This is a genomic window from Streptomyces pratensis, assembly GCF_016804005.1.
GTDB lineage: Bacteria > Actinomycetota > Actinomycetes > Streptomycetales > Streptomycetaceae > Streptomyces > Streptomyces pratensis_A.
On sequence record NZ_CP051486.1, the window covers coordinates 6,894,635 to 6,906,636 of the forward strand.

General features: G+C 72.7%; 8 protein-coding genes. All 8 read left to right on the forward strand.

Annotation, left to right across the window (positions count from 1 at the left end; translation table 11 throughout):
• The first annotated feature begins 300 nt into the window (after positions 1-300).
• The 8 genes from HED23_RS28810 (at position 301) to HED23_RS28845 (ending at position 11,910) form a co-directional block, all read left to right on the forward strand.
• Positions 301-1,689 carry a hypothetical protein gene (locus HED23_RS28810; RefSeq protein ID WP_203186276.1) on the forward strand — a complete coding sequence of 463 codons (1,389 nt, stop codon included), beginning with the start codon at positions 301-303 and terminating at the stop codon, positions 1,687-1,689.
• Between the two features lie 11 nt (positions 1,690-1,700).
• A complete protein-coding gene (locus tag HED23_RS28815; protein ID WP_203186277.1) occupies positions 1,701-2,732 on the forward strand; it encodes a glutamate ABC transporter substrate-binding protein in 1,032 nt (343 codons plus the stop codon).
• A gap of 47 nt (positions 2,733-2,779) precedes the next feature.
• Complete coding sequence (locus HED23_RS28820; protein ID WP_203186278.1) at positions 2,780-4,120, forward strand: hypothetical protein; 1,341 nt, start codon at positions 2,780-2,782, stop codon at positions 4,118-4,120.
• Entirely contained in the window at positions 4,117-6,873 is a 2,757-nt protein-coding gene (locus HED23_RS28825) for a tetratricopeptide repeat protein (RefSeq protein WP_203186279.1), read from the forward strand. Before HED23_RS28820 ends, HED23_RS28825 begins: the two co-directional genes overlap by 4 nt.
• Before the next feature lie 2 nt (positions 6,874-6,875).
• Positions 6,876-8,246: a PP2C family serine/threonine-protein phosphatase gene (locus tag HED23_RS28830; protein ID WP_203187675.1), complete on the forward strand. Its 1,371-nt coding sequence runs from the start codon at positions 6,876-6,878 to the stop codon at positions 8,244-8,246.
• A 217-nt stretch (positions 8,247-8,463) separates the two neighbouring features.
• The gene (locus HED23_RS28835; RefSeq protein WP_203186280.1) at positions 8,464-9,825 is read left to right on the forward strand and encodes a vWA domain-containing protein; all 1,362 of its coding nucleotides are present in this window, start codon (positions 8,464-8,466) and stop codon (positions 9,823-9,825) included.
• A 111-nt stretch (positions 9,826-9,936) separates the two neighbouring features.
• Positions 9,937-11,421: an FHA domain-containing protein gene (locus tag HED23_RS28840; RefSeq protein WP_203186281.1), complete on the forward strand. Its 1,485-nt coding sequence runs from the start codon at positions 9,937-9,939 to the stop codon at positions 11,419-11,421.
• 84 nt (positions 11,422-11,505) lie between these two features.
• The gene (locus HED23_RS28845; protein ID WP_203186282.1) at positions 11,506-11,910 is read left to right on the forward strand and encodes a globin; all 405 of its coding nucleotides are present in this window, start codon (positions 11,506-11,508) and stop codon (positions 11,908-11,910) included.
• Positions 11,911-12,002: the final 92 nt, after the last annotated feature.

The following is a 12,002-nucleotide window of genomic DNA, read 5'->3' on the forward strand; positions in this document are numbered from 1 at the left end:
CTGACGGGCCGTCCCGTGGTGGCAGCGCCACGGAACGGCCCCTTGCGTGAGGGAACCGCTCAGGCGTCCCGGACGTGTTCATGGTGGGGAGACAGTTCACTTCAGGGGTGGCGCGCGGCCCGACCGGCCTATCGCCTTGATCACCTGCGCTCGTACTGATCGAATACGGGGAAACGACGCGGGATCCGGGCATTCCTGGTGGATGGTGGTTCCCGGGGCCATAATTCTGGCCAGGACCAGACGTCCCCCGATCGGCCGGGGGGAGATCCGGCCGTCGTCAGTGACCGAGGGGGAGGTCAAGTGACATACCCGCCGAGCGGGGCCGCGCCGCGGCTGCCGGAGCCGGATCAGTCGTCCGCGCCCCCGGCCGTGCCCGCGCAGCGCCGTGGCGCCCCGTCCGTCGCCGCCGAGCGGCTGCGCGCCGCCGCGACGACCGAGCCGGGCAGGCTGCAGATCATCGGCGCCGCACTGGCCCTGCTGGTCGTGGTGTTCGGAGCGGTCACCTATCTGGAGATCTCCGCGAGGGCCTCCGCCGCCCACGACGTGGTGAAGCGCAGTCAGCCGCTGAGCGCGGACGCCGCGAGCATCTACCGTTCGCTGGCCGACGCCGACACGATGGCCGCGAGCGGCTTCCTGGCGGGTGCGGAGGAACCCGACGAGGTGCACGCCCAGTACGAGGCGGACATCGACGAGGCCTCCCGGCTCCTGGTGAAGGCCGCGGCGAACACCGACGCCTCGACCTCGTCGTACCAGGAGATCATCACGCTGGGCGAGCTCCTCCCCGAGTACACGGGGCTGATCGAGCGGGCCAGGGCCAACAACCGGCAGGGACTGCCGCTCGGTGGCGCCTACCTCCGCTACGCCAACCAGAAGATGACGGCCGAACTCCTGCCGGCGGCCGAGCGGTTGTACGCGGCGGAGACGGGGCGGCTCGGTACGGACTCGGCCGACGCGCGGCGGTGGCCCCTCTTCTCGCTGGCCGTCGGGATCGTGGCGCTGGCCGCGCTGCTGTGGATGCAGCGGCGCAACTACCGCAGGACCAACCGCGTCTTCAACCGCGGGCTGGTCACGGCGACCGCCGCGGCCACGGTGGTGCTGCTGTGGCTGGTCGTGGGGCACACGGTGGCCAGGGCCGAGCTGCAGGGCGCGATGGTGCACGGGCAGCAGTCACTCGACGTACTGAACAAGGCCCGGATCAACTCGCTGAAGGCACGCGCCAACGAGAACCTCACGCTGGTCGCCCGAGGTGCCGTCCTCACCCCCGACGGCACGCGGGACCAGTACGAGAGCGACTACGGCAAGGGCATGAAGGCCCTCGGCGCGCAGCTCCGGAGCGCGGAGAAGCTCGCCGACGACGACACGGGGAGCGAGCCGGTGGCGGTCGCCATCGACACCGTGTCCGAGTGGCAGGAGCGCCACAAGGAGGCCCGGGCGACGGACGACCGGGGCGAGTACGACAGCGCGTTGCGGCAGATCATCGGCGCGAAGGACTCCACGGGTGAGTCCTTCGCGAAGGTCGACGAGGCGTTGGAGCAGGCACTCGCCCTCGAACAGGGCGATTTCGACGGGGCGGCCGAGAGCGGGCGCAGAGCGCTGGGCGGGCTTCCGGCCGGGGCTGCCGTCCTCGCCGTACTGGGTGCGGTCGCCGCGATCGTCGGGGTCAACCGCAGGCTCTCGGAGTACCGGTGAGAGGACGAGGGATGACCAGGGTGAAAGGGGCCACGCGCGGCAGGCTGCGCGGCTGGGGCGGTGTGACGGGCATGGCGGTGGCCTGTGCCGTCACGGCCTCGCTCACCCTGCTGCCGCTCGCGCACGGCGACGGGACGTCCGGCGGGAGGAGCGCGGGCCACGGCGCCACCTCCGCGGTGCACGCCGAGGCGGAGGAGTGCGAGGACCCCGAGGCGAGCATTCCGTCGGCGGACGCCGGCGGCCCCACCATCGACAGGATCCGGAAGCGCGGGAAGCTGGTGGCCGGTGTCGACCAGAACAGCTTCCGCTGGGGCTACCGGAACCCGGAGACCGGCGCCCTCGAAGGCTTCGACATCGACCTCGTACGGGCCATCGCGGAGGACATCCTCGGCGACCGTGACGCGGTGATCTTCCGTGCCATCCCCACGAACCAGCGCGTCGCCGCCCTGGAGCACGACAAGGTCGACGTCGTCGTGCGCACGATGACGATCAACTGCAAGCGCGCCGGCCAGGTCTCGTTCTCCACGGCCTACTTCCAGGCCGGTCAGCAGGTCCTGGCCCCCAAGGCGTCGGAGATCAGCGGGTACGACGAGTCGCTGAAGGGCAAGCGGATCTGCACGGCGGAGGGCTCCACGGCGTACGACGCGCTGGCCGAGAACTCCTTCGGCGCGGTCTTCGAGGACGAGCACGACGAGACCGAGCTGGACGAGGACCTGCTGACCGTCCCCAACCAGCTGGACTGTCTGGTGCGGCTGCAGCTCGGCGAGGTGGACGCCGTGGTCACGGACAACGCGCTGGCGGCCGGCCAGGCGGCCCAGGACCCGGCCGTGGAGCTCAAGGGCGACAAGCCGTTCACCACCGAGTACTACGGCGTCGCGGCGAAGCTCGGCGCCGACGACCTGGTGGCCCGGGTCAACCACGTGCTGGAGGGGTACCGCCAGGGCGGTGAGGACAGCCCCTGGATGACGTCGTACCGCGAGTGGCTGGCGACGGGGCTGCCCGGCATCACGGGCCCTCCCGCACCCAAGTACCGTACCGACTGAACGTGTTCGGGTCCCCGGGCCCGGCGGCTGATACGGAGAGGTGATCGATGGGCGTGGCGGGATCCTTCCCCGGCTTCACGGGGAGGCCCCCCGGCCCGGTCATGGGCCGGGACGAGGCGGACCGTACGCTGGCCCGGCTCGGTGCGGAGCACGAGGCCATCGAGACCTCACTCCTCGCCCTGGAGGAACACGCCGGCCGCCGGCTCCTGGAGGGCGCCACCCTTGCCGGCACCACCAAGGAGCGCTGGGGCTCCGCCAAGCGGTCGATCGCGCTGCTCTGGCGGTACTTCGACGCCTACGCCGGGGCGCTGGCCTCGGCCCGTGAGATCCGGGCCAGGCGCCGCTACCCCGGCAGGAGCGACCTGGTGGCCCTGACCGAGCTGCTGCGCGGCGACGGCGTGACCGTGGCGAACCAGGGAGCGGCCGGCCCGGGGGCCTCGCTCACCGGTCCGGCCCGGCTCTCCGAGCGGTTCACGCTGGAGGAGCTGGTCGCCCGGATGAACGACCTGTACTCCCATGCACTGGACATGATCCTCGCGTCGGACTCCGTGTGGTCGGCGCTGCCCGCCCGGATAGACCTGCTGGCCGCCGAGCTGCGCCGCACCGGCTCGCTGGCGCACTCCGTCGGGGTGCGGCCCGGGGAGCATCCGGCCGGTGACGACCTGGAGTCGATCGCCGAGGAGCTGACCTTGCTGCGGGCCCAGGTGATCTCGGATCCGCTGGCGTTCTGGATGCCGGGCCCCGGCAGCGCGGCGCCCGGAGGAGGGCGGCCCGACACGACGCGCTACGACCGCGCGGCCCGCGCGCTGGAGGACGTGCGCCGGGAGATCGAGGCGGTGCTGGCGGTCCGGCAGGACGCCGAACAGCGCCTGGTCCAGGTGCGTGACCTGCTGTCTCGCGCGAACCGTACGCTCGCCGAGGCCCGGCTGGCGCGCGGCGAGGTGCTGGCGAAGATCGCCGCCTCCGAGGTGCCCGCGGTCAGCGGACCGCCGACCGTGTTGCAGGAGCGGCTCGCGACGGCGTCGGCGTACCGCAGGCACGCCCAGTGGAACCGGCTGTCACCGCTGCTGGAATCACTGGAGCGGGAGGCGGAGGAGGAACTGCTGCGCGCCCGGGAGTCGCTGTCGTCCGTCACCGAGCCGCTCGCGGTCCGCGCGGAGCTGCGCGGCAGGCTGGACGCGTACAAGGCGAAGGTGGCCCGGCACGGCCTGGCGGAGGATCCGCTCCTGATCGAGCGGTACGACACGGCACGGCGGATGCTGTGGAGCGCCCCGTGCGATCTGCGCGTGGCCGGGGGCGCGGTGCTGCGCTACCAGCGTGCCGTCACGGATCTGCTGACACCGCGCGGTCCGGACGGGCAGGACGACGGACAGGGGGAGACATCATGAGTACGGAGTGCCAGCGCCCCGCCTGTGAGGGCCGCTACGAGGACATGGGCGGCGGCGAGCTGTACTGCGACACCTGCGGGCTCGCCCCCGTCGTGTCCCCGACGGGGATGGTGAGTTCACCGCCCACCGGAATCGCCGGCGGCGGGGCGGCCGGAGGCCGGGGAAGCAGCAGCACCTCGCAGCGGAGCGGTTCGCGGGCGTCCTCGCGCTCCTCGTCCCGCTCGTCGACCTCCCGGCGCTCGGTGTCCGGCAGGCTCTCCCGGTCCCTGTCCGGGAGCCCCACGTCCCGCTCGGTGTCGGTGCGTTCCTCGGGTGCGTCGACGGGCTCCGCCTCCGGTCGCGGCAGGCTGGGCGCGGGCCTCGTACTCGTCCCCGACGTGCCGCGGCCCGACCCGCAGACCGCGGTGATGGAGAATCCCGAGGTTCCCGAGCGGAAGCGATTCTGCTCGCGTTCCGACTGCGGCGCGCCGGTGGGCAGGTCCCGCGGTGAACGGCCCGGCCGCACCGAGGGGTTCTGCACGAAGTGCGGTCACCCGTACTCCTTCGTGCCCAAGCTGCGCGGCGGTGACGTCGTGCACGGGCAGTACGAGGTGGCGGGCTGCCTCGCGCACGGCGGGCTCGGCTGGGTCTACCTCGCGGTGGACCGCGCGGTCTCCGACCGCTGGGTGGTGCTCAAGGGCCTGCTGGACACCGGGGATCAGGACGCCATGGCGGCGGCCATCTCCGAGCGGCGCTTCCTCGCGGAGATCGAGCACTCCAACATCGTCCGCATCTACAACTTCGTGGAGCATCTCGACCAGCGCACCGGTTCGCTCGACGGCTACATCGTGATGGAGTACGTCGGCGGGAAGTCGCTCAAGGAGATCGCCAACGAACGCCGCACACCGGCCGGCAAGCGGGACCCGCTGCCGGTCGAGCAGGCCTGTGCCTTCGGGATCGAGGCGCTGGAGGCGCTCGGCCACCTGCACAGCCGCAACCTCCTGTACTGCGACTTCAAGGTCGACAACGCGATCCAGACCGAGGACCAGCTCAAGCTCATCGACATGGGCGCGGTGCGCAGGATGGACGACGACCAGTCGGCCATCTACGGCACCGTCGGCTACCAGGCGCCCGAGGTGGCCGAGGCCGGCCCGTCCGTGGCGTCCGACCTCTACACGGTCGCGCGGACCCTCGCGGTGCTCACCTTCGACTTCCAGGGGTACACGAACGTCTTCGTGGACTCGCTGCCCGATCCGGACAACATGGACGTGTTCCGGAGGTACGAGTCGTTCTACCGGCTGCTCGTGCGGGCCACGGACCCGGATCCGGCCCGCAGGTTCTCCTCGGCCACGGAGATGGCGGAGCAGCTGACCGGGGTGCTGCGCGAGGTGGTCGCCCTGCAGACGGGACGTCCGCGACCGGCGCTCTCGACGCTCTTCGGTGTGGAGATGCGCGTGACGGACACCGAGTTGTTCGCGGAGCTGACCGACGAGGTGTCGCGGCTCGGCGTCCGGACGGGTCCGTCCCGCGGCACGCGGCGCCTCGGACGCCGCCACGGGGCGGCCCTCCCCGCCGCGCCCCTTCCCTCCCCGGCCCTGACGGGCACGCCCCCGGCCGCCCCCGCCCTCCCCGCTCCGCATGCCGCGCAGGCCGGGGCCGGCCCGTTGTACGCGCCGGACACCCATGTCCGGGGCAGCACCGGAAACGCGGCGGCCGGTGGCGCCGGGCCGTACGCACCGCCCCAGGCCGTGGTCCCGGCCCCTCGCGTGGCGGTCCAGGCCCCGGGAACGCCCCCGGCGGCGCACCCGGGCTCAGGTCCCCGGCTCGCCGCGTTCGACGCTCGGGCGACCTCGCTGGCGCTGCCGGTTCCCCGGGTCGACCCGAACGACCCCAACGCCGGGTTCCTCGCCGGCGTGATGGCGTCGGCACCCGCGGAACTGATCGCCGCCCTGCACTCCGTGCCCGCCGCCTCCCTCGAGACGCGGATGCGGGAACTCCGTGCCCGCCTGGAGACGGACGAGACCGGCCCCGCCCTGCGGGCGCTGACGGCGGTGGAGGCGCAGCACCCCGACGACTGGCGGGTCGTCTGGTACCGCGGGATCACCTCGCTGGTGACCGGTGAGTACGAGATCGCCGCGCTGTCCTTCGACGCGGTCTACGACGCCTTCCCCGGCGAGCCCGCGCCGAAGCTCGCGCTGGGTGTCTGCGCGGAGGTGCTGGGGCAGCTGGACAACGCCGCGGAGTACTACCGCCTGGTCTGGTCGACCGACCCGGGCTTCGTCAGTTCGGCGTTCGGTCTGGCCCGGGTGCAGATCGCCGCGGGCGACCGGGCCGCGGCGGTGCGCACGCTCGAGTCCGTACCGGAGTCGTCGATCCACTACACGGCGGCCCGGGTGGCCGCGGTGCGGGCCCGGCTCCGTGAGCGGGCCCCGCAGGAGCCCCTGATCGACGACCTGTCCGCCGCCGCCGCCCAGGTGACGGCTCTTCAGGGCTACGGCCTGGACGCGGTCAGACGTGAACGGTTGTCGACCGAGGTTCTGGGTACGGCACTTGACTGGGTACTCTCCGGTAGTCCCACGGCTCAGCCGGCGGCTCCGCCCTCCCCCGCAGCCGGGGGACCGAGGACGGTGCTGGGCAGTGAGCTGGACGAGCGGGGCCTCAGGTTCGGTCTCGAACGCTCGTACCGGATGCTCGCCCGGCTCGCGCAGCGGGGCGACGAGAGGATCGAACTGGTGGAGCGGGCAAACCGTCTCCGCCCACGGACCTGGGTGTGAAGATGTCACAGATCCACCAGCAGGCCTCCTTGCCGGGGTGCCCCAGCTGCGAGGAACCGCTGGAGCCGGGCGACCGGTTCTGCGGAGCGTGCGGGTACGACCTCTCGGCCGTGCCGGCGCCGCCCGGCGACCGTCCGACGGTCGCCATCACGGTGCCCGCGCAGAGCGTGGGGGCAGCTGCCGCCACCGCTCCCGTGGAGTGGCCTCCCGCCTCGGAGACGGACAGCTCCGACCGGCCGGCGCCCACGCACCGGCCGGCCGACCTTCCGGGCGTGGACTCGGGCGGCAAACCCCTGTCCACCGCGGACAGGACCGCGGTGCGCTTCGACGAGCCGGACGCTCCGGGGGCCACCGCCCCGGGCGCCCCGGAAACCGCGTCGGGCGACTTCGAACTGGCCGCGCCCGACCCCCGTACGGTGGAGCACGCCACCGCCGGTGCCTCGGCGGCGGGCGCCAAACTGTGTGTCGCCTGCCGTTCGGGCCGTGTGGACACCGACGGCTACTGCGAGAACTGCGGCCACGCGCAGCCCCGCGAGCGGGACCACATGGAGCAGGAGCTCGGCGGGGTGGCGGCGGTCAGCGACCGGGGCCTGCGCCACCACCGCAACGAGGACTCGTTCGCGGTGTCCTGCACCGCCCTGCCGGACGGCTCACCGGCCGTCGTCGCGATCGTGTGCGACGGCGTCTCGTCGGCGAGCCGCCCCGACGAGGCGTCGGCCGCGGCGGCGAGCGCCGCCAACGAGTCTCTCCTGGAGTCGCTGCCTCGCGGCACGCATCCGCAGCAGGCGATGCACGAGGCGATCCTGGCCGCGTCCGAGTCCGTCAACGCGCTGGCACAGGATGCCGGTCAGGCGTTGGAGCACGATCAGCACCGCCATCAGAACGCCCCGGCCTGCACCCTGGTCGGCGCGATCGCGGCGGGCGGTCTGCTGGTCGTCGGCTGGGTCGGCGACAGCCGCGTCTACTGGGTCCCCGAGGACCGCTCCAACCCGCCGGCCCGGCTCACGGAGGACGACTCCTGGGCCGCCCAGATGGTGGCGGCCGGGCTGATGAACGAGGCGGAGGCGTACGCCGACGAGCGCGCCCACGCCATCACGGGCTGGCTCGGCGCCGACGCGTACGAACTGGAGCCGCACACCGCGTCCTTCAAACCGGACAGGCCCGGTCTCGTGGTGGTGTGCACCGACGGCCTGTGGAACTACGCGGAGTCTGCGGCGGAGATGGCTGCGGCCGTGCCGCCCGAGGCATACGAACGGCCGTTGCACGGAGCGCAGGTGCTGGTCGGTCACGCGCTCGACGGCGGGGGCCACGACAACGTAACAGTGGCGCTGGTGCCGTTCGCCACGGCGGCACGAGGGGCAGGATCGGCCTGAGCCGCGCCCGGTCCGGGCGCGGCCGGCCGTTCCGCCCGCCCCCTGCGCCGCCCTTCACGCGCCGCCGCCCTCCGACCCGTTCCCGCTCAGTGCCCTTCCGCCCGTTCCCGCGCCGTCGCCTTGAGCACCCCGCGTCCGCGGCCCGTGCCTTCCGTCCTGAACCCGACCGCACAACTGTCCTCGTCCGACATGTGCGGAGCCTCAAGGAGCCGATCAGATGGCCAACTTCTCCAAGTCCGGCGTGCCGCAGTTCTCCGTCGAGGTGTACCAGAACGAATTCCTGCCCGAGGGCGGCCGCGACGTCAACGCGATCGTCACCGTCACGTCCACCGGCGGGGGGACGACCGGCGGAGTGCCGCTGACCGACGGGGCACCGGCATCCGGGCGGGCACCGGGTCAGGCCCCGAACGCCGCCGTGGTGCTCATGGTCGACTGCTCGGGCTCGATGGACTACCCGCCGACGAAGATGCGCAACGCGCGCGACGCGACGGCGGCCGCCATCGACACCCTGCGTGACGGCACGCGGTTCGCGGTGGTCGCGGGAACGCATGTGGCCAAGGACGTGTACCCGGGCAACGGCCGGCTGGCGACGGCCGGCCCGCAGACCAAGGCCCAGGCGAAGGAGGCCCTGCGCCGGCTGAGCGCGGGCGGGGGCACCGCGATCGGGACGTGGCTGCGCCTGGCCGACCGGCTGCTCGGGGAGGCGGAGGCCGACATCCGGCACGGCATCCTCCTCACCGACGGGCGCAACGAGCACGAATCCCCGGAGGACCTGCGGGCCGCTCTGGAGTCCTGTGCGGGCCGGTTCACCTGTGACGCGAGAGGTGTCGGCACCGACTGGGAGGTGAAAGAGGTCACAGCGATCGCCTCGGCCATGCTCGGCACGGCTGACATCGTCGCCGATCCGGCCGGCCTCGCCGCGGACTTCACACGGATGATGGAGAACGCGATGGGCAAGGAGGTCGCGGACGTGGCTCTGCGGCTCTGGACACCCGTCGGCGTCGAGATCGTGTTCCTCAAGCAGGTGGCGCCCACGGTCTCCGAACTCACCGGCCGCCGCACCGAGGCGGGGCCGCGCGCCGGGGACTATCCCACCGGTTCCTGGGGCGACGAGTCCCGGGATTACCACGTGTGCGTCAGGGTCCCGGAGGCCGGGATCGGCCAGGAGATGCTGGCGGCCCGTGCCTCGCTGATCCTGCCGTCCCCGTCTGACGGGGGCGCCCCGCAGACCCTGTCCCAGGGCCTCGTACGGGCCGTGTGGACGGACGACATGGCCGCGTCCACCTCGATCAACCCCCAAGTGGCGCACTACACAGGCCAGGCGGAACTGGCCCAAGTCATCCAGCAGGGACTGGATGCGCGCAAATCGGGAGACTTCGACGGCGCGACGGCAAAACTGGGGCGTGCGGTGCAGCTCGCGTCGGCCTCCGGAAACGCGGATACTGCGAAACTGCTTTCGAAGGTGGTCGACGTCGTCGACGCGGCGACCGGTACTGTGCGACTGAAAGCGAGGGTCGCGGAAGCGGACGAGATGACACTCGAAACGCGCTCGACCAAGACAGTTCGCGTCAAGAAATAGCGACACGAACGACAACGACACAACCGTACGGAGAGCCACCCGGCCGACCGGACGGTGCACCGACAAGCATGGCGGCCTCCGGGCCGGACGAGGAGAGGGGGAAGCGCCGACATGCCGACCTGCCCGAACGGACACCAGTCGGGTTCCGAGGACTGGTGCGAGGTCTGCGGACATCGCATGGCCGGGACGGGCGCGCCCTCGGGCGCGGTCCCCCCGCCGCCGCCTCCACCCCCCGCGCCCGGTTACGGCTACCCGCAGGTGCCCGGCACCGGCGCCGGGCAGCCGACGATGCAGGCCGAGCTCTGCCCGCAGTGCCGCACCCCGCGTGAGGCGATGGCGCCGTACTGCGAGGAGTGCCGCTGGAACTTCCTCACGAACACGGCGACCTCGTACACCCCGCTCGCCCCGCAGGGGGGCGCGGGCGGTCCGGCCCCCGGCCTGAATCTGCCGCCCGGATTCCAGTCGCAGCAGGGCCCGCCGCCGCAGCAGCAGCGGGACCCGTTCGAGTACCAGGGCTCCCGTCCTTCGCAGATGAACCGGCCGGCCGAGCCGCTCTCGCCGGAGGACGGCGGCCGGCCGGGCCCGCCGCCGCCCCCGCCCTCCTTCCAGCAGGGGCCGCCGCCTCCTCCGTCGTTCCAGCAGCAGTCGCCCTCCCCGTTCGAGGCGCAGGGACAGCCGGGGCAGCCCGGACAGCCGGGCCGTCAGGGCCCCCCGTCGCCGTTCGAGCCGCAGGTCCCGGGCCAGCAGGGTCAGGGACCGCAGGGTCAGGGCCCCCAGGGACCCGGCCAGCAGGGTCAGCACGGACCCGGTCCGCACGCACCCGGCCCTCATGGACCCGGCCCTCAAGGACAGGGTCCCCAGGGACAGGGCCCCCAGGGACCCGGCCCGCAGGGTCAGCACGGCCCCGGTCCGCAGGGCGGGCAGCCGTCGCCGTTCGAGCCGCAGCGGCAGGGCCCGCCTCCGCCGTCGTTCCAGCAGTCCGCGCCTCCGGCTCCTCAGCGGCCTCAGGCACCGGGGACCGGTGGTGGCGACGACTGGATGCTGCCGCCGCCCTCTCAGCAGCAGCCCCCGCAGGCCTTCCAGCAGGGCCCTCAGGGACCGCAGACGCCACAGGCACCTCAGGCGCCTCAGCCCCCTCAGCAGCAGTTCCCCGGCCAGGGTCCCGCCCAGGGCGGACGGGACCAGGGGCCGGGCAGCTGGACTGCCGTCATCGCCCCGGACCGTGACTACTTCCTGGCGATGATGCAGCGCAGCGGTCCCGAGGCGACCGGGCTCAACCTGCCCGCTTACTCTCCGGAGCAGCGCCTCGCGCTCACCGGCAGCCAGATCACGATCGGCCGCCGCCGGCACAGTACGGGCGAGTCCCCCGACGTCGATCTCTCCGTACCGCCCGAGGACCCGGGTGTCTCGCACCAGCACGCCGTACTGGTGCAGCAGCCGGACGGCAGCTGGGCCGTCGTCGACCAGAACTCCACCAACGGCACCACGCTCAACGGCGCCGAGGACCCGATCCAGCCCTATGTCCCCGTTCCGCTCCATGACGGTGACCAGGTGCACGTCGGTGCGTGGACGACGATCACGGTCCGCCGCGACTGATCCGACGGGGCGGGGCCGCCCGCCGATTCGGACCGGGGTCCTAGGACCCCGGTCCTCGGCCGGTGCGTCTGCGACGATGGACGGGTGACAGAGATTCCGCGCGACACGCTTCAGGAGCAGACCTTCTACGAGCAGGTCGGCGGCGAGGAGACCTTCCGACGCCTGGTCCACCGCTTCTACCAGGGCGTCGCGGACGACCCGCTGCTGCGGCCGATGTACCCGGAAGCGGATCTGGGTCCGGCCGAGGAACGGTTCGCGCTGTTCCTCATGCAGTACTGGGGCGGTCCGCGCACCTACAGCGACCAGCGGGGGCATCCCCGGCTGCGGATGCGGCACGCCCCGTTCCGGGTGGACCGGGCGGCGCACGACGCCTGGCTCGGCCACATGCGGGTGGCCCTCGACGAACTCGGCCTCCCTCCGGAGCACGAACGGCAGTTGTGGGACTACCTCACCTACGCGGCCGCCTCGATGGTCAACACCGCGGACTGACCCGTGTGCGGAATACTGCGCTCCGTAACCGAATAACGGTCACGATCCCATCAAGGTGCCTTCACAAGCGGTTTCCAGAAGCCCGTGCACTC